The following is a 23739-nucleotide window of genomic DNA, read 5'->3' as shown; positions in this document are numbered from 1 at the left end:
AAGAACATGAAATTCAAATTATATATCACCTGCGCCGGCCTCTTCCTGGTGGCCGCCTGTGCAAAACTGGACCTGAACCCGCTGTCCGACGGCTCCAGCGAAACCTGGAACTCTACCGCAGAGGAAATTGAAATGTCCCTCAACGGTTTGTATAAAGATGCGTTCTGGCCAACCGATAATGATGACTGGACGGATGATTTCCTTTACCGCGATGCCACAACGCCCATCACCGGCGCTACCATCAATGGGGAAACCGATTTTGTACGCACATGGTGGGTGAATGCCTACAAGGCCATCGCCCGTGCCAATACCGTTATACACAGTGTGGGCCGTGCGGCGAATGTGCTGTCCCCCGCCCAGATCAGCCGTTATTCCTCCGAAGCGCGTTTTGTGCGCGCCGCACAATATTCGCGGCTGCTTTCCCATTACGGTAATATTGTGTACACGGATTCCGCGCTGGATATAGATCAGGCCCTGCAATTGAAGCAGATGGACAAAGCGATGGTGCTGGCGAAGATCTATGCGGACTTTGATTCCGCAGCCAATAATCTGCCTGCGACCTATACGGCCAATGAACTGAAACGTGCCACCTCCGGCGCTGCACTGGCCCTGAAAGCCCGCATCGCGCTGCAGATGGAAGACTGGGCTACGGCTGCCGCCGCTGCCAAAGCCTGCATGGACCAGGAGGTGTACAGACTCCATCCTGATTTCAGCAACCTCTTCCTGTCCAAAACCAAGAACTCCGTGGAAACGGTGTTCGGCCTTCCGCGCTCCGTTGCGCTGAAGGTAACACTGGGCGATCTTCAGAATTACGTGACCCGCAATGCAGGGGGATGGGGCGCTAAAAATCCTTCCTGGGACCTGTTCTGCGCTTTTCTGTGCACAGACGGAATGCCGGTGGATGAATCGCCTTTATTCGACCCGCATAATCCCTTTGAAAATCGCGATCCCCGCTGTGCGGCTACCATCGTGCCTTTCAGCAGCTCATTCCTCGGATATACCTACCAACCGCATCCGGATACACTTACCGTATGGAAGGAAGCGGATATGAAACATGTGGAGAATAAAGACACCCGCGCCATCGCCATCTTCGCATCCTACAACGGGCTGATCTGGAAGAAAGGCGTGGACCGCGACTGGCTGCTGAATTCCTGGACGGCCGAGCCGGACAAGATCATTATCCGTTATGCGGATGTGCTGCTCATGTATGCAGAAGCCAAAGTGGAGCTGAACCAGATCGATCAGACGGTGCTGGATGCCATCAATATGGTAAGGGCAAGGGCTTATGGCGTGGAATATACCGCCACTGCGGATTATCCGGCGGTGACCACCACTGATCAGGCCGAACTGAGGAAGATCGTGCGCGTGGAAAGAAGAATGGAATTTGCGAAAGAGGGCATCCGTTATATGGATATCATCCGCTGGAAACTGGCGGGTAAAGTGCTGAACAAGATCAATTACGGCATGCTGGACCCGGCCGATCTCCGTACAAAAGTGGTGCAGCCGGGCCTGTGGTTCTTCCCGCAGACACCGGAGATAGATGAGGACGGTGTAGCCGATTTCACGGCCATGGCCACCGCCGGGCTGATCAAAACAGTTGCCGTGCGCAAGTTCGATGTCACCCGCCAGTATCTCTGGCCTATTCCTTCCGCCGAGGTGTTGACCAGCGGTCTTGATCAAAACGATAACTATTGATGATGACGATAAGAAGCAGCATGATGGTGCTGGCGGCGGGAGCATTGCTGCATGCAGCCGCCTGCAGGCAGACAGCAGACACAACGAAGCAACGTTCCTTCAGCGGCGTGTACCCGCATCTGGCGATGTACAACAACGAAGGAGAATGCGGCACCGGGGCGGTAGTGCCCTGGGCCGGCAAACTCTGGGTGATCACCTATGGTCCCCATTTGCCGAAAGGCTCGTCAGACAAACTGTATGAGATATCACCGGACCTGCAACAGACCGTGCGCAGCGAAAGCATCGGCGGAACGCCGGCCAACAGGATGATCCATCCGGAAAGCCACCAGCTTTTCATCGGGCCGTATGCAATAGACAGCAGCGGCAAAGTAAGGGTGATCCCCTACACCGCCATGCAAGGTCGCCATACCGGCAACGCCCGCCATCTCACAGACCCCGCAGGCAAAATATATTACGGCACCATGGAAGAAGGGTTCTATGAAGTGGATGTGAACACCCTGCAACCGGTGATGCTGTATCCTGATGGCAACCCGAGGGATTCCGTACCCAATCTCCTGCCCGGCGCACATGGCAAAGGATTGTATTCCGGACAGGGCGTGATGGTCTATTCCAACAACGGTGAGCCGGGCCCGAAGTCCCTGACCGATTTCGATATCGAATCCGGCTCCCTGTCAGAATGGGACGGGAAAAACTGGAAGACCGTCCGCCGCAATCAGTTTGTGGAAGTGACCGGTCCGGGTGGCATTTACGGCAATAAAAATCCGGATACCGATCCCATTTGGGCTACGGGCTGGGACCATAAATCCGTTTTGCTGGCCGTGCGCGATCAGGGGCAATGGCATTTTTACCGTCTGCCGAAAGCCAGCCACAGCTACGATGGCGCGCATGGCTGGAATACAGAGTGGCCGCGCATCCGCGATATCGGCACTTCACAGCAGCCGGATTACCTGATGACCATGCACGGCATGTTCTGGCGTTTCCCCGGCGGGTTCAGCAGCAGGCAAACCGCCGGTATCCGCCCGCGCTCCGCTTACCTCAAAGTGATCGGGGATTTTGCCCGCTGGAACGATCAGCTGGTTTTCGGATGCGATGATTCCGCACAAAAGGAGTTCTTAAACAAGCGAAAAGCCAAAGGCAATATAGAAGGGCCGGGACAGTCCAATTCCAACCTCTGGTTCACTTCATTGGAGCAGCCGGACCAACTGGGGCCGAATACGGCCGAAGGCGCTGTGTGGCTGAATGAAAGCATACAGGCCAATGAGGTCTCCGAGCCTTTCCTTTTTGCCGGATGGCCCCTGCGCTCCGCCTGGATCAAAAACAACGGCCGCCAGTCCGTTCAGTTCACCTTTGAAACCGACCAGGCCGGGGACGGCAACTGGGCCACTGCGCAAACTGTTTCGGTTCCGGCCGGAGGAAGCGTACCGGTGGCATTCCCAGCGGATATGCCGGGGGAATGGATACGGGCAAAAGCGAATGTAAACACCAACGCCACGCTGCATTTTTCTTATGCGGATAAAGACCGGCGGAATAACACAACGGATGGTATCTTTAAAGGGCTGAGCGAAACTGGTGCGGATAAAACAAGCGGCGGACTGATCTATGGCCTGGGGAAAGACCGGCGTACGCTGGGAATGCTGGCGCTGGAATACAGCGGCGCAACAGCCACCGAAGCCGGATATTATGAGTTGAATGCGCAAATGCAGCTGGAAAAGAAAGAAGATACCGCGGCCAGCGCGTTCATCCGTAAAAAGTTCGCCATCCCGGAACAGGCCGTGACCATAGACGCCGCTTCCGTATTGGTCGTGGACGATAAAGGCCGCCGCTGGCGCCTGCCGCTGGGAGATGAGGCATTTACCGGGCTGACGCAACATAGTGCCCTCCGCATCTGCCGTGAGGTAGCTACAGAGCGGGACCTGTTCAACTGTCACGGTACATTTTACGAACTCCCCGCCGAGAATGCGGACGGCTATGCAAAGATCCGGCCGGTAGCATCGCATCATTTCCGGATCAACGACTACGCTTCTTATCGCGGATTGCTGATACTGACAGGTATCGATGCCGGAAGCGAAAGTGAGCATATCATCCGTTCGGCCGATGGCAAAGCCGCGGTATGGGCCGGTGTGATCGATGATCTGTGGAAGCTGGGGAAACCTGCAGGGCAGGGCGGTCCCTGGAAACAATCACCCGTGACAGCGAATGCGCCATCCGATCCCTACCTGTTCGGTTTTTATGACAGCCGCAGCCTGCAGCTCTCTCATGAAGCCCAACAGCCCGTAACCTTCACCATCGAAATGGACCCTGTTGGCACCGGCGTATGGATGAAATACAAGGAAGTGACGGTGGCGCCCGGCGAGCAGTTCGCCTTCCGCTTCCCGGATGATGTACAGGCCCGGTGGATCAGATTTGTGAGCAACAAGGATTGTAATGCTACAGCGAGACTGGAATATAAGTAAACTGATTTTTTTAATGGTCATCCTGTGCGCATCGGCAATGCCGGTGCGCGCAGATGACAGCATCCGGAGGTATGAAGTCAGGGAGAACGACAGCATCAGCTATACCCTGAACCTTGTACTGGACAAGGCAGGGCAGCCGTTGTACTTCTTCCGGAACATCTATACGCCTGTATGCAATACCGGCGAATGCAAACCGGTGTACATCAATTTTTACTGGGACCTGAGGGGCAATTACACCCGCTTTGATATGCCGGATAATGAAGTGCTCACGAAAACAGATCACCGGGAATTTCAGGAGAAGGATTACGCGAAGCTGCAGGACATCCTCTCCCGGGAAACCTCCATACTCGCCGAGCTGAAGATGGAAGACCTGGTGGTGAAAGGTACGGAGGATATCTCCGATTCGGCCAATATCAAAACAGGCGCTACGCTCAAGACCATCAAAAATGATGTGATAGAAGGCGCGGTATTCACCTGCTACACCCTCTGGCATCTGGCGCATGGCCCGGTGAAAGAAGAGATCAGGAAGATCACGGAAACGTACCTGTCACCCGGGTTGCTGCACCGCTTCCTGAACAGTGACAACTACCATTACCAGTACTTCGCGATGGAGAAAGTGATATCTGCAGAGGGGCATGTGCAGGCGTCTTATGAAGGAGACATTGAAAAGATCATTGCCGGGAAGAATATTTTCACCGCGCGGCATGCGCTGCAAACGGTGAACAGGGATTTTTTTGATACGCCATCAAGACAATTGTGGCTGTGGGAGGTGTATAACTCGGCCGTGTACCCTTTCCAGATGGCCATCCTGAAAAAATTGAAAGACATCCCGCTTGGCGAAGTACTGGCTGTTCGTATAGCAAAGGCCGTTAGAGCCGGGAATCATGAACAATTTAAAATAAAACTGGCGCTGCTGGCCGCGCAGCAAAAGCTTTCGGACAAAGCGCAACTGGAGTTGGCGGAACAGCTGACAGATCCGGACGCAGGAGAGGCGATCTATGAGGCGTTATCGTCCCTGAAACCGACACATAAAACAGTGCGGAAAAAACTGTCAGGTTATGAAAAGGCTGCGTCGTCATCGGCATCGGAATAATAAAACTCGAAAAAAGATGAAATAGCATTCCATCTGACCCGTAAAAAATATATGAACAGATGAAATAACAATTCATTTGCCCCGTAAAAACATAAAATATGTACAGATGAAAATATTAACACACCGCCGAAGCATCATGAAAGCCCTGTCGTTCCTGAAGGACAGCTGTCTTCCCATCACCGGCATTTTCCGGATATTGTTACCCGCAAAGAGCTCCCTGGTGACCGGCTTTGCCCTGTTGCTGCTGCACACGGGCCTGTTCGCCCAAAAGCAGGTGTACGTGGAAGCGGAATCTTTTGAAGACAAAGGCGGCTGGGTAATTGATCAGCAGTCGTTTGTTGTAATAGGTTCTTCCTACCTGATGGCGCATGGCATGGGCCGGCCGGTAAAAGAAGCATCCACCACCGTACAGTTTCCCGCGAAGGGCAAATACCGGATGTGGGTGCGCACGAAAGACTGGGCGCCGTTCCCTACAGGCCCGGGAAAGTTCACCCTGTCCATCGACGGACAGCAGGCAGGCCCGGTATTCGGCGCCAGCGGCAACGATGCATGGAAATGGTATGATGGCGGAACAGTAGATATCAAAAACGAAAAGGTGCGGCTGACCATGAATGACCTGACCGGCTTCAATGGCCGCTGCGATGCCATCCTGTTCACAGACGCATCGAAGTTCACCCCGCCAAATACATTGAAAGAACTGAACGCTTTCCGTAACAAGCTGCTGCATACACATGCCGAACCGGATAACGGCGGGCATTACGATCTCGTAGTGATCGGCGGCGGCATTGCCGGTACCTGTGCGGCCATTTCCGCTGCGCGCCAGGGCCTGAAAACGGCATTGGTGCAGGACAGGCCGGTGCTTGGCGGCAACAACAGCTCGGAGATCAGGGTACACCTGATGGGGGATGTGGACAAGAATCACTATCCCAAACTGGGCAGGATCGTCCGGGAAATGGATAACGGAGATCCCGGCAACGGCAATCCTGATGCGAAAGAGTATGGCGACAAACGCAAGATCGATATCGTGAAAGCGGAAAAGAACCTGACCTTGTTCCTCAATACGCATGCCTACAAAGTAGAAATGGATAAGGATAAGATCAAAGCCGTGACCGGCAGGAACATCTCCACGAACCAGGATGTACGTTTCACTGCTACCTATTTTGCCGATTGCACCGGCGATGGCACAATTGGTTTCCTGTCCGGCGCGGACTTCCGTATGGGCCGGGAAAGCAGGGCCGAAACGGGTGAGCCGCTGGCGCCCGAAAAACCGGATGATTTCACCCTCGGCACCTCCAACCTCTGGGCATCCCTGGAGCGGGATACCGTGTCTTCCTTCCCCGAAACACCCTGGGCTTTGCAGTTCTCCGATGAATATCATATCGATCAGGTGCAATCAGACTGGGAATGGGAAACGGGTTTCGGGAATTTCAATACCATCACGGAAGCGGAGCAGATCCGCGATCATAACCTTCGTGCGATATACGGCAACTGGTCTTACCTGAAGAAGAACAAACCGGAGAAATATGCGAAACGCGAGCTGGCCTGGGTGGCTTACATCGGCGGCAAGCGGGAATCGCGCCGCATTATCGGGGATCATGTGCTCACGCAGATGGATATCCAGGAAGGCAAGTTCTATCCTGATGGCGCAGTAACCGCTACCTGGACGATAGACCTGCATTTCCCGCAGGAAAAGAACAGCAAATATTTTGAAGGGCAGGAATTTTTCGCCAGCACCAAACACATCCGCGTAGCGCCGTACACCATTCCCTACCGGTGCCTCTATTCCCGCAACATCTCCAACCTGTTCATGGCCGGCCGGAACATCAGCACCACGCACGTTGCCTTCGGCAGCACCCGCGTTATGCGTACCTGCGGCATGATGGGAGAGGTAGTAGGCTTTGCAGCCGGCATCGCGAAGAAACATAATACCACACCGAGAGGCGTGTACCAGCATCATTTGTCTGAACTGGTGGCTATCCTGAAAGACGAAACTGTGCCTTCACAACAGGTAACAAATAAAATAGACTGATGTGGATCGCCGCTGCCTTTTTATGTTTCCTGCTGCCGGAAGTCAGCTTTGACGGTACGGCCCAGGGCACTACTTATCACATCCGTTATGCGGATGCCGGGCAGCGTAATTTTAAAATATCCGTGGATTCCATCCTGTCGGATATCGACAAGGCATTGTCCACTTACCGGACTGATTCCGAAGTATCGACCTTTAACCAGTTCGATGATTTCCGGTATCAGTCCGGTTATTTTTATCCCGTTCTGCAGCGTTCATACGAGATTTACCAGGCCACGGGCGGCGCATTCGACCCTACGGTGGCGCCCCTCACCGAAGCTTACCGCAATGGCAAAAGAAGCGGCATACCCTGGCCGGGCCGGGTGGATTCACTATTGCAATATGTTGGCTTTCAATACATCGTTTTCGATTCCGTTGCGGTGCATAAAACGAAGAGCGGTGTGCGGCTTGATTTTGACGCCATTGCCCAGGGATATACGGTGGATGTGATCGCCGGCTTCCTGGAAAAGCAGGGCATTACGGACTATCTCGTGGAAGTTGGCGGCGAGCTGCGTTGCCGCGGGAAAAAGAGATCCATACCCATTGAGGACCCATTCCATCCGGGGAAAACCCTTCGCACCCTAACCCTTACCAACCGCGCCACAGCCACTTCCGGCAATTATTATAATGCTTACCGTCAGGATGGGCAACTGCTCCATCACATCATGCATCCCCAAACCGGCATTTCTCCCCCCGATGCCCTGCTGAGCGCTACGGTGCTCTCCGCTGACGCGGCTTCAGCGGATGCCTATGCCACTGCCCTGCTCGCGCTGGGGCTGGAAGGCGCAAAACTTTTGCTGCAAAAGGAACCGCAGCTGGAGGCATTCCTCGTATATGAGGAAGAAGGCCGGCCAAAGTTCTTTATGACGGCTGGTATGCAGGCCATTATTGCGGAATAGCTTTTTTTACGTTTTTCATCTTCGCTTCATCTTCGGGAAATAATTTTGTGGTGTAATCATTGAAAAACCATAAAATCTGGAGTTATGAAAGCACAAGTCATGATGATCGCCGCACTCTTCTTGTCCGGCGCAGTATTTGCTCAGGAAACCAAAGTAAAAGGAAATGCTGACGTGAAAATTGCGGCAGAGGCCGGCAAGTCCGGCGCAAAAGCCAATACGGATGTATCCGCAACCTCCGGTGTTGCCGTTAACACCGCCGATTTGCAAAAAGTGAGGGCCGGCGCCGTGGATCGTTCGGAACTGGTCAAAGGGAAGGTGGAAAATGGCATTTCGGTGGCGGCGGATCATGCCGTTAGTGTCAAAGGGGATATCGCGAACCGGGTTTCGACCGCGACAGACCATGCGGTCAGCGTAATCGGGAAGACGGGGCATAACGTTACGGCTACGGCAGACCAGTTTGCTACCGGGCAGATCAAAAGCTCCGGCATCAAGAGTATGGTGAACCATTCCGCCGCGGCGCAGATGAAAGCCGTACCGGTAAAAATAAACACCGGTCTCAGCAGTGCAGTCGGCTTGCGAATCAGGTAACCATTGTGAGTAACAGGATTTTGCCGCGGCAGATGGCAAAATCCTGTTAATTTTATAGTACATGGGAAAGTTGTTGATATACCAGGCAGGGATATTCTTCCTGCTGCTGATGGCCAGACCGGCGCAAAGTATGGCCGGGAATATCGGAATGGAAGCGGTGACCGATACGGTGCCGGATACCCGGAAACCGCCGCAGAAAAAAGAGAAAGGAAAGGAAACGGCGAAGAAAAAACCTGACATCATCAAGGAAGTGCCAAAAACACGGCGGCAGATGAAACCGATCCCTGTTCCGGCGCCCATCCCTGTCAAACCGATCAAGGTCATCAAACCAAAAGTCATTAAAAAGGTTACCGGTATCATCCGGTAACGGCATCACATCTGTATGAAACATATCATTGCTTTATCCGTTCTGTGGTTATCGGGCCTGGGCGCCTATGCCCAGGAAGACAGCACCGGCGGGAAGAAGGTCACCTTCACCGCAGGAGCCATGTACACCAGCGATGCCAGTTATTATGGACAACGTGCGGAAGAAAGCCTGCCATACGTTGCAGCCATCGCCTCCATACGCCTGCCGTCAGGTATTTATTTTTCCGGGGTAGGATTAAGGCTGCTGAATGATTCCGCCAACATCGTATCCGCTTCCGCTGCGAGCGCAGGCATATCCTTCAACATCAGTAAAAAACTTGTGGCGGACCTGAGTTACACCCATACTTTCTTTCCCTCGAACTCGCCTTTCCTGCATGCCGCAAATACAGATATGGCCAGCGCTTCGCTGAATTACGAATACTGGATGACCACCGGCGTGAATGTGGACTATGCTTTCGGAAAAGAGCAGGACGTATTTGTAACGCTTGGCACCGAAAAGTTCATCAATCTCGGTCACCTCTTCAGTCAGAAAGACTTTGTTTCACTGACGCCCCTGCTGGAAGTGGTGGGCGGTACACAACATTTCTATGAAACTTATGTGACGGAAAAGCGGCTGCGGGACAGCCTGCTGGGCATTTTACCGATACCGCCGGTATTGGGCGGGCAGGACGATGCAGAAGAAACAACGACCACTACGTCCACAAATTTCAGCCTGCTGTCCTGGAACCTGAAGCTGCCGCTGGCCTACAATCGCGCGAACTACCTGGTGGAAGCCGCCTGTCAGTTTTCCGTGCCGGGAAAGAAGGCGGAGACCGGAGCGGGGAAGTTGAACACCTTTCTTAGTTTGAGCTTTTACTACCAGTTCTGAAAACCGCCAGTGAAGCCGATCATTTAAGGTCCCATCTGACAATTGAAAGTTAAATATGAACAGATGAAACCGGCATGATTAAAATTATCATTAGACATACGGGGAATGATCATTTTAATCATTTAAGGTCCCGTCTGGCAATTGAAAGTTAAACATGGACAGATGAAAGTATTGATCGTAGAAGATGAAAGGTCGATGGCTGCAGAAATGTCCGCATTTCTGAAAAAGGCCTTTTATGTATGCGACCTGGCCTACACGGCAAAACAGGGCCTCGAAAAGATGGAAGAGAACCAGTATGATTTCATTCTGCTGGACCTTGGCCTGCCGGATAAAGACGGGCTGCATGTGCTGGCAGAAGCCAAGAAGAATTGTCCGGATGCGGCTTACATCGTGATCACGGCCCGCGGGCAGCTGGAAGACAGGATCAGGGGACTGGATCTTGGGGCAGATGACTATCTGCCCAAGCCGTTTTCGTTGCTGGAACTGCAGTCCCGCATGCAGGCCATTGCACGAAGAAAGTTCGCTATCAACGATACGCAGATCGCGTTGGGTGATTTTACGGTAGATCTGCAAAAAAGAACAGTGTTTTTAGGGAAAGATGAAATACCGCTCTCCCGCAAAGAGTTCGATCTGCTCAGTTACATGCTGTTGCACAAGAACCGGCCGCTTACGCGTTTGCAGCTGAGTGAGCATATCTGGGGCAATTTTTCGGATGATGATTATGATTCGAATTACATCGATGTGCATATCAAGAACATCCGCAAGAAACTTGGCGCCTTTTCGTCTGTGGAATGGCTGCAGACTATCCGCAGCGTTGGCTATAAAATAAAGATCTGAGCGTGAAACTATTTACCAAACTGACGCTTTTCATTACGCTCTCCAAAGCGGCGATCGTGGTATTGTTCGTGCTGCTGCTGCCGTTGCTGGTAGATAATGTGGCATCTGCATATAACGATTACTATCTCGGCGAACAGAAAAAGAAAGTGCTCAGCATCATTCAGCAGAATGGTATTGATTTTTATCTGCAGGGAGAAGACAACTACGGGAGCTATACCATGCTGAAAGAAGAGTACATTTCCCTGGAACCGGTAGGCAGGATACAGCCTTCGGACACGATCGCCACGCAGCGGCGTATCGTGGAGAATGATACATTGACCTACCGGGTGCTGACGCATGTTTTTGCGTATGATGATAACCGGTATATCCTGGAAGTCGGTAAAACAACGGCCACGATCGGCCAGTATAACCGCCCCCTGCAGGCCGTGGCGTTGTATGTGCTTGTGGGGCTCACGGTGTTGACCGTGTTGATAGACCTGGTGTTCACCCGTTTGCTCCTGCGGCCGCTGGGCCAGATCATCAAAACGCAACTGGTGAACAGGAAATTTCCGTTCAAGGAACATATTCCTCCCGTTAAAACATCCACGGTGGATTTTCAGTATCTGGACAGCTCACTGACGGAATTGATGGACCGGATCAAAACGGCATTTGACAAGGAACGGGAGTTCACCTCCAATGCATCGCACGAGTTGATGACGCCGATCAGCATCCTGCAGCACAAGATGGAAAATCTTATGGTGGACAATGCGTTGAGCGAGGAAATGGAGAACCGGATCATCGGTATGATGAAAACGCTGAACCGCCTGAAGAAGATCGTACAATCATTGTTATTGATCTCCAGGATCGAGAACGACCAGTTTGAAAGGCGCGATACGTTTGCTATCCATACACTGCTCACGGAGGTGATGGAAGAGCTTGGGCACCGGCTGGAAGACAGGGCGCTTCATTTTTCCATGTTTATTTCCCGCGGCCTGGTTGTGCAGGGTTTGAATCATGATCTGATCTTCCAGCTTTTTTACAACCTCGTCAATAATGCTGTACGGTATAACAAACCCGGCGGAAAGATCGTTATCAGTGAAGAAAAGAGCGGCGAAGGGATATATACCGTGCATGTAACCGATACAGGCATCGGTATTCCGGCGCATGAGCAGGCAACGGTGTTCAATCGTTTCAAGAAAGTGGTGAGAACGGAACAGGAAGGTTATGGACTAGGGCTTTCTATTGTACAGGCTATCGCAAATTATCATGGTATCCGGCTGGAAGTATCTTCTGTTCCGGATGAAGGCACTACTTTTTCGGTCATATTTCCGGCAGGTGTATGGCGGGAAAGTTGATGCAACCGGTTGAATCGGAAAATATGGAAAATTCAGGGCCTTTTTAACATTTCTACAACACCGTTACAGCAGTTTGGATTAAACTTTGTTTATACACAATCGTCTTATATAAAACAACAGCGTATGAAAACATTATATTCATTGCCAGCTGTTTTGATCAGTATATTACTGACAACCGGTGTACAGGCACAGGAAGCGGAGGCAACAGGTTTGCCGGGAGATAACTTCAGTCTCGAAGGGGCGCTGGAGATGTTCAAAAAGGCCGGTTCTCCACAGGAGTTCGAGAAACTCCTGAATACGAAGGAGAACGGGGTGAACAACCTTGATCTTAACGGAGACGGGGATATCGACTATATCCGCATTGTAAATAAAAAGGACAAGAATGTGCAGCTCTTCGTGCTGCAGGCATTGGTTTCTCCCAATGAGAGCCAGGACGTTGCCGTGATTGAACTGGAGCGGACGGGGAATGCCGAGGCGATGATACAGATCGTTGGGGATGAGGACATCTACGGCGTATCGCGTATCGTGGAGCCGTTGGAGGAGGATGTGACCGCATTTAACGATGCTCCGGTGACGGACAGGCCGCATGGGCCTAACGCAGCCTTCGGGCCTTCGGGGATCATTGTGAACGTATGGTACTGGCCTTCCGTGCGGTTTGTATTTGCCCCGCATTACACTATCTGGGTTTCTCCCTGGAGATGGTATCACTATCCCGTATGGTGGAACCCCTGGAGGCCGCTGGCATGGCATGTGTACCAGCCCATCTGCTATCATTACCGCCCGAGGTATGTAGTGGTGCATACGCACCGGGTAGTGAGGGCGCATCATATTTACCGTCCGATGCGCGTGAGTTCTGTTTCCGTACGCAACAGGCATTATACCGCCGTCAATAACTACCGGAGAACGGTAGCGGTGAATACGCCCAGCCGGGAATTTAACCGCACTTCCGTAACCCGCGGCAACTCCGGAAGGGAGATCAACCGCAGTTCTTCCACTGTGAACGGCCCACGCAGGGACATTAACCGGAGTTCCACAACGGTCAACGGCCCACGCAGGGATATTAACCGTAGCAACACTACCGTGAACGGTCCCCGCAGACAGATCAACCGGGGAAACACTACGGTAACCGGTCCCCGGGGAGGTCAGATCAACCGCAGCAACACTACCGTAAATGGTCCCCGCAGGGAGATCAATCGTGGGAACACCACGGTCACCGGCCCGCAAGGCCGCCAGATCAACCGGAGTTCCACTACCGTGAACGGTCCGCGCCGGGATATTAACCATCGGAATACCACGGTAACCGGCCCGCAACGCCAGGTGAACCGGAGTGCTACGAATATCAATAGCCGGCAGCGTCAGGTCAATAGCAGGTCAACCACTGTGAATGCGCCGCAACGCCAGGTAAACCGCAGTTCCACCAGGGTGAGCGCCCCGCAGGGAAGAAGCGCGGCGCCAACAAGAGCAACACGCGACAGAAGACAATAAACACCTACGTTGATTGTTAATATACGCAACGGGAACACATCATCTGGTGTTGTTCCCTTTTTTTATGCAATTTGCATACATGCAACTACTACTGGATGCCATCCGTAATGTACAGGGCGTAAACGCCGGAGATGTACAGTTCCTTTCCTCGAAAGCGGCCCGGCTGGAGCTGGCCGCCGGTGAAGTGTACATCCGGGAAGGCTCCACATCCAGGAAACTCGCATTCATCGAGAAAGGCATTATCCGCACCAGCACGGTCAAGGACAATGGCGATGAGGTGACCATGCTGCTGCGCTGGGAAGGGCAATTCGTCGCCTCGCATGATGCCATTATCCGGCAGCGGCCTTCCCGCTTTACCTACAGCACGCTGGAACCTGTTTCCATACTGGAAATGGATTACGGGGACCTTGAAAAGATCATGGCGGAGGAGCCCCGTTTTGAGCCATTAAGAACGTTCTTCCTGATGAAGATGCTGGCGGAGTCCCTGGAACTGGTGGAAACATTTGTGCTGTATTCCCCTGAAGAGCGCTATCGCCGGCTGGTCAGGGAGAAACCGGACATCATCAGCCGTGTGCCGGGAAAATTCATTGCCTCCATGCTGGGCATCACTCCTGTTTCCCTGAGCCGCATCCGCAAACGCATCGTCTCCCGCGCCAGGCATTAATTATCTTTTGTTAAGCAGTCCCGGTAACGGCAGTTTTTACATTTGCCTTATGGAAAAAGCTGCTGACATCATCGCCCATCTCTTTGGCGTATCCGCCATACGGTATTTTCTGCTGGCGGGTATTCCCTTCCTGCTGTGCTATCTCCTTTTTTTCCGGAAACTCACGCGTTTCAAGATACAGGAACGGCTGGCGGGGAAGAAGGATTATATCCGGGAGATATGGCATTCCATGCAAACCACGCTTGTGCTCAGCCTGATCGGTTTTGCCGTGCTGTTCACGCCATTGCGGTCCTATACGCAGGTGTATCGTGATATAAACGCATTCCCGCTGTGGTACATCCCGGTAAGCGTTGTGCTGGCGCTGGTGATCCACGATACTTATTTCTACTGGATGCACCGTACGCTGCATCATCCCGCGCTTTTCAAACGGACACACCTGCTGCACCATCGCTCCACCAATCCCTCACCCTGGGCATCGTATTCGTTCCACCTGCTGGAGGCTGTGGCGGAAGGATTTGTACTGGTGATCATCGCCATGGTGATACCCATACACGGTATTGCGGTGATGTGGTTTACGACGGTGGCCTTCCTGATCAATGTATATGGTCATCTGGGGTACGAGATCGCACCGAAGTGGCTGCGGCATACGGTATTGTTCCAGATCATCAATACATCGGTGCATCACAATCTCCATCACAGCCGGTTCAGGGGGAATTACGGGCTTTATTTCAGGGTTTGGGACAGGGTAATGGGTACGGAACACCCGGATTATGTGAAGGAGTACGACAGGCTGCAGGAGCAGCGGTTCGGGAGGAAGGCAACCGGGCTGAAAAAACAGATCCCCCCTTCCCCGGCAGGTGAGGGCGGTTAAAACGCCCTGCCGCATTCTTTTTAGTAATTACCGATTAATCTGCGTACCTTCAATAGCACGCTAGCAACGGCTATTTCTCCGGTTTTGGTTTTGTTTGCCCTCATCCCCCGTTAATTACCAATATAAATCTGAATCCAATGACTGCAGTACAAGAACAGGTGTTATACCTGAGCAAAGACAAAAAATACTTGGTTGATGACGAGGATAATGTTATCTCTGTTCTCGTGAAAACGGCAGATGTGGTCTATTACAGTACGATTGGTATTGAGTCCGAAGCATACGAGAAAGTATGTACGGAAACGCGGACACGCAAGGTATGTGCGATATGGAATGATCTGCATGAATGTCTGCTGACAGAGGATGTGACCGTTTGTTCCGGATTTGAACTGATCCCCAGGGGATATAGCAATATCAGTTGAAGTACTATTCAGTGACCAATAATAGCATTGACTCCAAAGCACGAAATTTTAGCGATAAGATTGTTTTGTTCCCAATTTGGATAACCTTTACGGCATGTACGGTTTGGGGCCGCACATTAATTTCTATATGTTATGGATACTCAGTTTTTAGTTGCCATCGGGGCCTCCGCCGGAGGTATTGAGGAGTTGCACACTTTTTTCGACAATACGCCGCCTGCCAGGGTATCTTATGTCATCATACAACATCTTTCGCCGGATTATAAAAGCCGGATGGTCGAGATTTTATCCCGGTACAGCCAGTTAAAGGTTTGCGAGGCTGCGGATAATATGCAGGTGGAGCCTGACAGGGTATATATGATACCCAGCCAGCAGTACATGATCATCCGGAACAGGCGCCTGCATCTCATGGACAAGGAGAAAACCGGCATGCCTCACAAGACCATCAATACTTTTTTTAATTCCCTCGCCAGGGAAACCGGTTACAACAGGGTTGCCGTTGTGCTATCCGGCACGGGTGATGACGGTAGTGAGGGTATCGTTAATATCAGCCGGGCAGGAGGACTGGTGATCGTACAGGACCCTGCCACCACGCAATATGACAGTATGCCTGCCAATGCCGTGGCTACCGGTGTGGCGGATTACATCGTTGCTCCCGCCACTATGCCCAGGATCATCGCGCAATACGTCAATAAATCCTTGAACAACAATAACCTGCCTGCACATAGCCCTGATGAGGAAACAACGGCAGCAGCGATTGTAGAACTGATCAGGGAGCGTTTGCCGCTGGACTTTTCAGATTACAAACCTACTACCATTCTCCGCCGCATCAAGCGCCGGATGACCTATCATAATTTCAGGGAGGCCGGAGAATATCATCATTTCCTGCTGCAGCATCCGGAGGAAGTAGAAACACTGGCAAAGAGTTTTATGATCAGCGTATCCTCATTCTTCAGAAATACAGAAGCATTCGATATCATTGCCAATGATGTTTTACCGGAGATCGTCAAACAGAAATCCGATCATGACGAAATCAAGGTATGGGTGGTTGGTTGTGCTACCGGAGAAGAGGCCTATACCCTGGCTATCCTGCTGCATGAGCAACTGGAGAAGGCCGGTCGGGAGATCAATGTGAAGGTGTTCGCTACCGATATAGACAAGGCTGCACTGCAGTTTGCAGGCAAAGGCGTGTACCCGGAAAGCATCCAGGCGGAGATTTCACCCGAAAGACTGGCACAGTTCTTTACCCGGGAAGACGAGAGTTACCGGGTCAAGCCGCACATCCGCAAGACGTTGATCTTTGCGCAGCATAACGTCGTAAAGGACCCGCCATATTGCAATATGGACCTCATCAGCTGCCGGAACCTGCTGATTTACATGAACCCTCCGCTGCAGAAAAAAGCGCTTTCCATGCTGCATTTCGGCCTGGCGCGGGATGGTTTCCTGTTCCTGGGGTCCAGTGAGAACGGCGGGATGGTATTGCCCTACCTGACTGAAATAGACAGGAAATGGAAGATCTACCGGAATCTGAATACACCTAAATCCGTGCGCTTCGACATTTTTACGCCTTCCCTGCTGCCTGAACTGCAGGCGGAAGTGCTGGCACAGGCTAAAAAGCCAGGAGCCGCTGTCAACAAATCCGGTTTAATGGAAGAAGTGAACCTTATCCTGCTGGAAGAAGGCAGGTACGCAGGCGTCTGTATCGATAAGGAAAATTATGTTGTCAAATCTTTCGGCAAGGCAGAGGAGTTCCTGCTGCAAAAGATCTTCAACTTCGATCTGATGGAACTGCTGCCCCAGCCGCTGGGGCTGGCTTTTGCGTCCGCTTCGCGGGAAGCCCGGAAAAATAATGAACGGGTGATCGTTTCCGGTATCCCTGTTTCCGTTTCCGGGCATCCGAAGGCTGTTACTATGATCGTACGCCCCTTGGGTGACAGTGATACGGACAACAGGTTGTTGCTGGTACTCTTCCGGGAGGATGCTGCTTTATCGGAAAACCCGGTATTTGACCAGGAAAAGTACCTCAGCGCGGGCATGCTGAACCTGGAAGAAGAATTGAAGGAAACCCGCGGCCGCCTGCAGGAATCCATGGAAAAACTGGCCGCATCCAATGAAAATATGCTGTCATTCAACGAGGAGCTGCTGTCCGCCAATGAAGAGATGCAGAGCGCCAACGAAGAAATGCAATCTGTCAATGAAGAGCTTCAGACCATTAATACGGACTACCAGCTGAAGATCAGGGAGCTGGTGGTGCTGAACGATGATATGGACAATTACTTCCGGAGTGATCTGAACGGACAGCTGTTCGTAGATAATGAATTGTTGCTGAAAAAGTTCTCACCTGCCGCTATCAAGCTGATCAATCTCCGGGAGTCCGATGTTGGCCGGCCCATTTCGCATATTACCATCAATATCCGGAACAATGATCTGGAGCGCGATATCCGTAACGTGATCGCCAGCGGTAACCCGCTGTCCCGCGAAGTGGAGGCGATGAACGGCAATTGGTACCAGATGATGATCATGCCCTATATCCGCCAGGCCAATAACCAGCAGGATGGCGCAATTGTTTCCTTTAATGACATCACTGCACTGAAGAAGGCACAGTACGATCTGGGTCGCACCAATCAAAGCCTGAAGCGGATCAATGATGATCTGGACAATTTTGTGCATTCGGCCTCACATGATCTGCTTGGCCCGTTGACCAGCATTGAGGGCCTGATGAACCTGCTGACCGAAAAACTGGATATGGCAAATCCGGAGATCAACATGTATTCCGGTATGATCCGGGCTTCGATCACCAAATTCAAGGAGAATCTCAGGGAACTGGCGGAGATCGGCAAGATAGAAAGTGAAATGCTGAAAGAGCCGCAACTGGTAGATATGGAAGAAATGCTGGATGAAGTGCTTTTCAGCATCCAGAGTAAAATAGCTGCCGCCAATGCCTCGGTTATTAAAAACATGAACGGCACCAAACTGTACTTCTCGCGGAAGAACCTGCGCAGCATCCTGTATAATCTCATCAGCAATGCCGTCAAATTCAGATCTCCGGAACGGCCGCTGGAAATTCATATCAATACCCGGAAAGAGGATGGGTTCCTGCTGCTTGATGTGCGGGACAACGGCATCGGGCTGGAAAGCGGGAAAGTCCACAGCATATTCAATATGTACAAACGGCTCCATCCCGAAGTAGAAGGGCTTGGAATCGGTTTATACCTGGTAAAAAAGATCGTGGACGCTTCCGGTGGTAAAACCAAAGTGGAAAGCGAAGATGGCAAGGGGAGCACCTTCAGCATTTTTTTTAAAGAGAAACAGGAGAACGATTAGCATTCCCGTCTGTCGATCTGTTTATTTCGTACGGATCACGATCTTCCCGCCATTCCTGAAAAGGTCATGCGGAACAAAATAGCCTTTGTTTTTCCTCCCGTTCACTTTGATCTTTTTCAACGACCTGCTTTCGCCTGTTTTTAGCAATGTAAGCGTTTTACCGTTGCTGGTCCGCCATGTAACTTCATCAAAAAGCGGTACGGTCACCAGGTATTCCGGGTCCGTAGCGGAGAAGGTGTACAGGCCCAGTGCGCTGAGCACGTACCAGGCAGACATTTCCCCCGCGTCATCCATCCCGCAGAGCGCCAGCCCTTCGTCACCGATGCCATACAGGCTGTTCAGGATGGTATCGATCATTTGCTGCGACTTCTCCGGCTTGCCGATGAAATAGTATGCGAACGGCGCCTCATGGTCCGGCTGGTTGCCATGGCAATACTGGCCGATCATGCTTTCCACGTTCCGCGCAATATGTTTCGGGTTCCAGGGAACGGTGAACAGGGAATCGAGTTTTGATTCAAATCCCTTCGCCCCGCCATACAGTTCGATCAGCCCCGGCATATCATGCGGCGCAAAGAAAGAAACCTGCCAGGCATTGGCTTCCCGGTACATGTATTCGTAGTAAGGGTACTGGGGATCGAAGGGATCTATCCAGTCGCCATTCTCCAGCCTGCCGCGCATGAACCTTGTGGAGGGATCGAACACATTTTTGTAATGCTTTGACCGTTCCATCAGGATGCGGTAATTGGCCGTATCCCCCAGTTTTTTCGCCATCTGCGCGAGGGAATAGTCGTCATAAGCGTATTCCAGCGTTTTGGACACCCCTGCTTTGGCTTTGGTTTCCACGTGCGGGTTGGGAATATCCGGATCGGAGATATATCCTTTTTCGATGTATTCCCTGATATGCGGGCGGGCGCCGCCTTCTACATTCGCGTTTTTCAGCAGGATCTCATAGGTGCCTTTTACATCAAAATCATCAATCCCCCGCAAATAGGCGCCGGCAATGGACGAAGCGCCATGGTCGCCATGAAAGAATGTAGGAATGAACCCTTTCTTGTCTCCCACATCTTTCATTGACCTGATCACGTCCCGCGTCACCTCCGGGGATATCAGGCTGAGCAGCACGTCTTTGTTCCGGTAGGTATCCCAGAGGGAAGGCTCGGTATAATAATTAAAATCCGCTTTGGCCACTTTACGGTCCGCCCCGGTAAACTCGCCATTCACATCACTGCGTAATGCCGGCCAGAGGAATGAGCGGTAGAGGCAGGAGTAGAACATCTCCCTTTGTTTGTGCGTTCCGCCGCGTACCTGAATGGATGACAGCAGTGTTTCCCATTTTTCGTTCGCTTCCTGGCGGACAGCGTTGAAGGACCGCTGACCGATCTCCTGCAGGAGGTTTTCTTTTGCGTTTGCTATGCTGACGAAGGACAGGCCTATTTTGAGCTCGACAGGCCCGGTTTGTGCGTCTGCCAGGTGAATAATGGCGAAGCCGTTGCGCTGGCCTTCCGCCTTTTGCTCCAGCCGTTCGATCTCCGTATTCAGCATCGCGTAAAAGTAAATGCGTTCGCCGGTCTGCTGGAATCCCTCCACCGCAGAGCGGCCGTCCTGTTTTATGTTCCAGTTGGATACGCGGTTGTTGGCCCTTGCGAGGTCGAACAGTATCTGCCTGCCGGTATTGCGCTGGTATTCGTATTGATGATATCCGCAGCGAAGGGTGGAGGTGAGCTTTACGTTTACCCCGTAATCATCCAGGTACACCTGGTAGAAGCCCGGGGAGGCGCTTTCCCTTTGATGTGAGAACCGTGAGCCGAATTTTTCCCCCGGGTTGGAGAGCGGCAGCACCGGGATGTTGCAGAGGTTCCAGTGTCCTTTGTTGGTATGCGTGAACCCGTAGATCACGGTATCTTCATACTCGTATCCTGCTCCTGATCCGTATTCCGTCATGGGGCTGAGCTGTACCATGGCATTGGGAAGGGAGCTGCCGGGGAAAGTGAGCCCCGCCCAGGACCGCCAGCCCCGGGGCAGTTCGTAACCCAGTATTTTCGGGTCGGTAAGCGGCGCCGTACCAATGAAGGTATTGACATGCCGGGTATAGATCGTGGAAGACTGGCTTTTCGCTGATACCACTGCAAGCAGCAGTAAACAGGCAAGGCCGGATATCTGTTTAGCGTGGTTCATTTAACAGGAGGCTAAATCGATTAACTAATAATGAAGGCGGTAAAGTAGCGCTTTTGGGTGTAAAATCCACGTGTTTTTGGATCAGTGGTCAGTCCCACCAGGTGCCATCCAGCCCCAGAACAGTGCCCAGCCACAGCCCGATGATATATACGATGAGGCTTAGCAGAATAGCCAAAACCTTTCTCCAGCCGCCCTGGTAACGGAGATGATCCATGAAATAATAAAATCCCCCGCCGGCAGCACCGGCTAAAGGCACGATAATGAGCGGCCGGAGCATCCAGAATGTTGGCCAGGCGGGGTCGCCTTCGCCTGCTCCAACCAGAAAAACAGTGATCGCAATTAAAGCGATGCCCGCTCCCTGCAGCATCCGCGTACTTAGCGGCGCCGGATGAAGCGGCGGCTGGGTGGAGGTATTGTTTTTGTGTGCCATGGGGATATGTTTTTAGTTTTGCAGATTGTTTGTAATGATAATCATCTATATGAAGGTAAGAAAAAGTACTTTGTATTTCAAAGTAAATTAACAAAAAAGTGGCTGTGCGCTGATTGTTTTCCTGCGATGTATGGGAAATGGCAATGTTGGAGGGGGTAAGCGGGCGGAAGCGCCGCCGGCCGGCGTCCAATTACTAAAAATCCCAATGTTTGTGAATTTTAAAAATGAAGTAGTAAAATTGTATGTTTATTCGCTTATAACCGGGGATCAACCAACTAGTTTATTTGTCTATTAACAATTCATGTGAGGAAACAGCGTTAATGCAGCTGCTGTCGCGTGGCGACAAGGAAGCATTCTCATGCATATTCAGGGAATATCATGCTGCTTTATGTGCATTCGCGGAAAAACTGACAGGTGCTTCCGGGGATCAGTAAAGTGCAGTTGGTGGTTATAATTTTTGTATGCGGAAGTCATTAGATTAGTTTCCATGGTAAAAACCTTGTATGACAACGCTTTTACCATGGAAATTGTTGATAGGATCAACAATTCGTCAACCTAGTCTGCTCTAATTAAAGTAATAGATGCGGCCCCACTCTGGCATCTAAAAGTCACTTCCCAGGTTACGTGGGAGCTAGGAGGACCAAAAGTTACTTGTTGTACGGCTCCATAAACATTATGTTCACCCGCGGTATAACTTATAACGTTAAGTTGCATGTAGTATAGGGTACCGTCAGGTATTGAATATAGCTGATATTCAAATTCTGAATCTGTTACTGTTTCAGTTCCACCACCATTATTATAGTTACTCACTTTAATAGTAAAGTAGCATGGTAAGGATTGATATGCAAGAGCCTCAAAAAAAAATACGCGTTCACCATTCGTAGTCCCATGGTATTCCATTGAACTTATCTGGACTCCAGTTGCTGTTACTGTATCACTTGTTGTGATTGTTTGTGTTTGATGTGGTTTAATTAAGTCGGCGCTTTTAAGTCTGTTGAATTGATTTTCTGCGTTCGGTTCTTTTTTGGAGAAATACCCGATGTTAAGAGTGCTGAATTCATTTTGAGGAATAAGGGTTTCATGATATTTTTTCGCATCCCTATTGGATTGTATTTGATCTGTTTTAAATGAACAGCAGATAACTGCAATAAGCGGGATCAGGTAAGTAGTGAATGTAATTTTGTTCATAATGTAAATTTTATAGTGTAGAGTAGATTTTATTCTCTTTACGCGCTATTTAATCAATTAAGGAGTTAAGGTATTCAGGAGTAACCTCTTGAATCATAACTTTTTTACCTTTCTCTCTCAACTTATCAATATCCTTATTCATTTGATCCATGTTTTCTTTAAGAAGATTATACAGATCGTTGGACAAGTTTATTTCATTTGCTCCTTTTAACGAAGTCACGTACTTTGAATCTTGTACTGACACATGTTTGTAAAAGCGGTAAACGGCAGCCTTCAATTTAGCAACATCGGTATCCTGCATAGCTGAAATTACCTTGTCTTGTGTGTCAACGCTTAAAAAAGTATTGCTGTCGATATAGTTTCTCGGGGAGATATGAGTGCTTGCAGAGGCAATTGAATCTATACTGAGAGCTATTTTTGTCTCATTTTTGTTGCAGCTTACAAAAGCGAATATTACGACTATGATTGCAGATACTATTGTTATATTTTTCATCTAATTAGATTTTAAACGTTATACATTTAATTTTAATAAGCAGCAACGAAGGGATCCCATTCAAGTCTGATACCTACATTTGCCACATCTGAATATGTGCTGATCAAAAAATGCCATTGAACCGGAACCGTGGCAAACACGCAGTAAGATCTTTGGGCACTTCCAAAAGGCAAAAGTATAACGTCCCAATTTTCTTGGAAAGGCTTTGGCTCCGGCACCGACATTATTGCACCTAGAAAATTTTGATTTTTGAGAGAGAGATCCATGCACTGATTCCCATATATCAGAAGTTCTACAGTGCTGGTTGGTGGGTTTACCATAACCGTCATATAGGATTCCTTCATCACATTAGCGGCAAGAGGGTATAAGCCTGCGGCCATAGGCAAGAATAATAATAGGTATTTCATACAGCAGATTTAAATATTGGAAAAATGGATTAATGTCATTTTCAGCAGAATAAGGTTCGAAAGAAGCTACAACCGTTGTTCGAAAAGA

The 23739-nt window shown here is 50.8% G+C and carries 20 protein-coding genes; 15 read left to right on the top strand and 5 right to left on the bottom strand.

The window, feature by feature from the left end:
• Nucleotides 1–6: 6 nt before the first annotated feature.
• The 15 genes from FW415_RS01415 (at nt 7) to FW415_RS01345 (ending at nt 18958) form a co-directional block, all read left to right on the top strand.
• Complete coding sequence (locus FW415_RS01415; RefSeq protein ID WP_148382527.1) at nt 7–1695, top strand: RagB/SusD family nutrient uptake outer membrane protein; 1689 nt, start codon at nt 7–9, stop codon at nt 1693–1695.
• Nucleotides 1695–4148: a hypothetical protein gene (locus FW415_RS01410; protein WP_210420805.1), complete on the top strand. Its 2454-nt coding sequence runs from the start codon at nt 1695–1697 to the stop codon at nt 4146–4148. The genes FW415_RS01415 and FW415_RS01410 overlap by 1 nt, the downstream gene beginning before the upstream one ends.
• Nucleotides 4149–4161: 13 nt before the next feature.
• Entirely contained in the window at nt 4162–5241 is a 1080-nt protein-coding gene (locus FW415_RS01405) for a hypothetical protein (protein WP_148382526.1), read from the top strand.
• Nucleotides 5242–5347: 106 nt separating this feature from the next.
• Complete coding sequence (locus FW415_RS01400) at nt 5348–7270, top strand: FAD-dependent oxidoreductase (protein WP_210420804.1); 1923 nt, start codon at nt 5348–5350, stop codon at nt 7268–7270.
• Nucleotides 7270–8205 (top strand): FAD:protein FMN transferase, encoded by a 936-nt coding sequence (locus FW415_RS01395; RefSeq protein ID WP_148382525.1) that lies wholly within the window; start codon nt 7270–7272, stop codon nt 8203–8205. The genes FW415_RS01400 and FW415_RS01395 overlap by 1 nt, the downstream gene beginning before the upstream one ends.
• 84 nt (nt 8206–8289) lie before the next feature.
• Nucleotides 8290–8793 carry a hypothetical protein gene (locus tag FW415_RS01390; RefSeq protein WP_148382524.1) on the top strand — a complete coding sequence of 168 codons (504 nt, stop codon included), beginning with the start codon at nt 8290–8292 and terminating at the stop codon, nt 8791–8793.
• 61 nt (nt 8794–8854) lie between these two features.
• Nucleotides 8855–9160 carry a hypothetical protein gene (locus FW415_RS01385; RefSeq protein ID WP_148382523.1) on the top strand — a complete coding sequence of 102 codons (306 nt, stop codon included), beginning with the start codon at nt 8855–8857 and terminating at the stop codon, nt 9158–9160.
• 15 nt (nt 9161–9175) lie between these two features.
• The gene (locus FW415_RS01380; protein WP_148382522.1) at nt 9176–10027 is read left to right on the top strand and encodes a hypothetical protein; all 852 of its coding nucleotides are present in this window, start codon (nt 9176–9178) and stop codon (nt 10025–10027) included.
• 162 nt (nt 10028–10189) lie between these two features.
• Nucleotides 10190–10864: a response regulator transcription factor gene (locus tag FW415_RS01375; RefSeq protein ID WP_148382521.1), complete on the top strand. Its 675-nt coding sequence runs from the start codon at nt 10190–10192 to the stop codon at nt 10862–10864.
• A gap of 2 nt (nt 10865–10866) precedes the next feature.
• Complete coding sequence (locus FW415_RS01370) at nt 10867–12198, top strand: cell wall metabolism sensor histidine kinase WalK (protein WP_148382520.1); 1332 nt, start codon at nt 10867–10869, stop codon at nt 12196–12198.
• Nucleotides 12199–12321: 123 nt separating this feature from the next.
• The gene (locus FW415_RS01365; protein WP_210420803.1) at nt 12322–13683 is read left to right on the top strand and encodes a hypothetical protein; all 1362 of its coding nucleotides are present in this window, start codon (nt 12322–12324) and stop codon (nt 13681–13683) included.
• 79 nt (nt 13684–13762) lie between these two features.
• Entirely contained in the window at nt 13763–14347 is a 585-nt protein-coding gene (locus FW415_RS01360) for a Crp/Fnr family transcriptional regulator (RefSeq protein WP_168208621.1), read from the top strand.
• Nucleotides 14348–14396: 49 nt separating this feature from the next.
• Complete coding sequence (locus tag FW415_RS01355) at nt 14397–15218, top strand: sterol desaturase family protein (protein WP_148382518.1); 822 nt, start codon at nt 14397–14399, stop codon at nt 15216–15218.
• A gap of 137 nt (nt 15219–15355) precedes the next feature.
• Nucleotides 15356–15637: a hypothetical protein gene (locus tag FW415_RS01350; RefSeq protein ID WP_148382517.1), complete on the top strand. Its 282-nt coding sequence runs from the start codon at nt 15356–15358 to the stop codon at nt 15635–15637.
• 132 nt (nt 15638–15769) lie between these two features.
• Nucleotides 15770–18958: a chemotaxis protein CheB gene (locus tag FW415_RS01345; protein ID WP_148382516.1), complete on the top strand. Its 3189-nt coding sequence runs from the start codon at nt 15770–15772 to the stop codon at nt 18956–18958.
• Between the two features lie 21 nt (nt 18959–18979).
• Here FW415_RS01345 and FW415_RS01340 read toward each other — a convergent pair whose 3' ends face one another.
• The 5 genes from FW415_RS01340 to FW415_RS01320 form a co-directional block, all read right to left on the bottom strand.
• Nucleotides 18980–21133: a GH92 family glycosyl hydrolase gene (locus FW415_RS01340; protein ID WP_148382515.1), complete on the bottom strand. Its 2154-nt coding sequence runs from the start codon at nt 21131–21133 to the stop codon at nt 18980–18982.
• A gap of 88 nt (nt 21134–21221) precedes the next feature.
• Nucleotides 21222–21563 carry a potassium transporter KefB gene (locus FW415_RS01335; protein WP_148382514.1) on the bottom strand — a complete coding sequence of 114 codons (342 nt, stop codon included), beginning with the start codon at nt 21561–21563 and terminating at the stop codon, nt 21222–21224.
• Between the two features lie 555 nt (nt 21564–22118).
• Nucleotides 22119–22751, bottom strand: coding sequence for a hypothetical protein (locus FW415_RS01330; protein ID WP_148382513.1), 633 nt, complete (start codon nt 22749–22751; stop codon nt 22119–22121).
• A 49-nt stretch (nt 22752–22800) separates the two neighbouring features.
• Entirely contained in the window at nt 22801–23244 is a 444-nt protein-coding gene (locus FW415_RS01325; RefSeq protein ID WP_148382512.1) for a hypothetical protein, read from the bottom strand.
• Nucleotides 23245–23276: 32 nt separating this feature from the next.
• Nucleotides 23277–23651 carry a hypothetical protein gene (locus FW415_RS01320; RefSeq protein ID WP_148382511.1) on the bottom strand — a complete coding sequence of 125 codons (375 nt, stop codon included), beginning with the start codon at nt 23649–23651 and terminating at the stop codon, nt 23277–23279.
• Between the last annotated feature and the right edge of the window lie 88 nt (nt 23652–23739).

The organism is Chitinophaga sp. XS-30 (assembly GCF_008086345.1).
Classification (GTDB): domain Bacteria; phylum Bacteroidota; class Bacteroidia; order Chitinophagales; family Chitinophagaceae; genus Chitinophaga.
Note: the sequence above shows the minus strand (reverse complement) of the source record. Positions and strands in the feature narration are given on the sequence as shown.

Bases quoted from the DNA above. Each gene is read 5' to 3' on its own strand.
- FW415_RS01415 (WP_148382527.1), top strand. From the start codon at position 7: ATGAAATTCAAATTATATATCACCTGCGCCGGCCTCTTCCTGGTGGCC.
- FW415_RS01410 (WP_210420805.1), top strand. From the start codon at position 1,695: ATGATGACGATAAGAAGCAGCATGATGGTGCTGGCGGCGGGAGCATTG.
- FW415_RS01405 (WP_148382526.1), top strand. From the start codon at position 4,162: ATGGTCATCCTGTGCGCATCGGCAATGCCGGTGCGCGCAGATGACAGC.
- FW415_RS01400 (WP_210420804.1), top strand. From the start codon at position 5,348: ATGAAAATATTAACACACCGCCGAAGCATCATGAAAGCCCTGTCGTTC.
- FW415_RS01395 (WP_148382525.1), top strand. From the start codon at position 7,270: ATGTGGATCGCCGCTGCCTTTTTATGTTTCCTGCTGCCGGAAGTCAGC.
- FW415_RS01390 (WP_148382524.1), top strand. From the start codon at position 8,290: ATGAAAGCACAAGTCATGATGATCGCCGCACTCTTCTTGTCCGGCGCA.
- FW415_RS01385 (WP_148382523.1), top strand. From the start codon at position 8,855: ATGGGAAAGTTGTTGATATACCAGGCAGGGATATTCTTCCTGCTGCTG.
- FW415_RS01380 (WP_148382522.1), top strand. From the start codon at position 9,176: ATGAAACATATCATTGCTTTATCCGTTCTGTGGTTATCGGGCCTGGGC.
- FW415_RS01375 (WP_148382521.1), top strand. From the start codon at position 10,190: ATGAAAGTATTGATCGTAGAAGATGAAAGGTCGATGGCTGCAGAAATG.
- FW415_RS01365 (WP_210420803.1), top strand. From the start codon at position 12,322: ATGAAAACATTATATTCATTGCCAGCTGTTTTGATCAGTATATTACTG.
- FW415_RS01360 (WP_168208621.1), top strand. From the start codon at position 13,763: ATGCAACTACTACTGGATGCCATCCGTAATGTACAGGGCGTAAACGCC.
- FW415_RS01355 (WP_148382518.1), top strand. From the start codon at position 14,397: ATGGAAAAAGCTGCTGACATCATCGCCCATCTCTTTGGCGTATCCGCC.
- FW415_RS01350 (WP_148382517.1), top strand. From the start codon at position 15,356: ATGACTGCAGTACAAGAACAGGTGTTATACCTGAGCAAAGACAAAAAA.
- FW415_RS01345 (WP_148382516.1), top strand. From the start codon at position 15,770: ATGGATACTCAGTTTTTAGTTGCCATCGGGGCCTCCGCCGGAGGTATT.
- FW415_RS01340 (WP_148382515.1), bottom strand. From the start codon at position 21,133: ATGAACCACGCTAAACAGATATCCGGCCTTGCCTGTTTACTGCTGCTT.
- FW415_RS01335 (WP_148382514.1), bottom strand. From the start codon at position 21,563: ATGGCACACAAAAACAATACCTCCACCCAGCCGCCGCTTCATCCGGCG.
- FW415_RS01330 (WP_148382513.1), bottom strand. From the start codon at position 22,751: ATGAACAAAATTACATTCACTACTTACCTGATCCCGCTTATTGCAGTT.
- FW415_RS01325 (WP_148382512.1), bottom strand. From the start codon at position 23,244: ATGAAAAATATAACAATAGTATCTGCAATCATAGTCGTAATATTCGCT.
- FW415_RS01320 (WP_148382511.1), bottom strand. From the start codon at position 23,651: ATGAAATACCTATTATTATTCTTGCCTATGGCCGCAGGCTTATACCCT.